This is a genomic window from Asaia sp. SF2.1 (assembly GCF_000505765.1).
Classification (GTDB): Bacteria; Pseudomonadota; Alphaproteobacteria; order Acetobacterales; family Acetobacteraceae; genus Asaia; species Asaia bogorensis.
Genome location: NZ_AYXS01000051.1, coordinates 15762 through 16438 on the forward strand (window position 1 = coordinate 15762; position 677 = coordinate 16438).

Annotated in this window: 1 pseudogene; it reads right to left on the reverse strand. The window is 58.9% G+C overall.

What is annotated here, in order from left to right:
• Nucleotides 1–29 precede the first annotated feature (29 nt).
• Nucleotides 30–677, reverse strand: a pseudogene (locus P792_RS0120385) (glycogen debranching enzyme GlgX); the annotation flags it as partial.

Consider the following 677-nt stretch of genomic DNA (forward strand, 5'->3'; position numbering starts at 1 on the left):
CCATCATCAGTTACCAGGCTAGAAAAGGCTCAGCTTGCTTCAGGTTTAGTGATCAGTTCGAACAGCAGAACCGAGCGCCCTGTCACGGTATAAACCTGCTCCTGCTCAAACAACTCGGATTCCAGCGCCTCGCCGTCATCTGGCCGGTTGGTGTCCAGCAGCAGCTTCCATTCGTCGCCTTCCGCCTTCGGCAGCGTGAACTCCACCACATCGTGCCAGCTATTGAGGATGAGCAAGAGCGTAGCATCAGCGCCGCGACGCATGATACCGCTGGGCTGGGCCCGACCATCCAGCATGAGCCCGAAGCACTGCGCCAGCGACCATTCATCCTGCTGCATGTCACCACCGGACGCGCTGATCCAGGTCAGTTCCTTGACGTCGAGTTCAGGATTATAGGCCTCGGTCAGGAACCGGGCGCGACGCAGGATCGGGAAGCGTCGACGAAGCGCGAGAAGCCGCGTGGTGAACTTGGAAAGACGAGCCCCTCCTTCGCTGAGACGCCAATCAACCCAGGAGATGTCGTTATTCTGACAATAGGCATTGTTGTTGCCGCCCTGGGTTCTGCCGAACTCATCCCCCGCCACAATCATGGGGGTGCCTTGCGAGAAGATCAGGGTCGCCATCATGTTGCGGCACTGACGCCAGCGCACTTCGTTGATGGCTGCATCGTCCGTCTC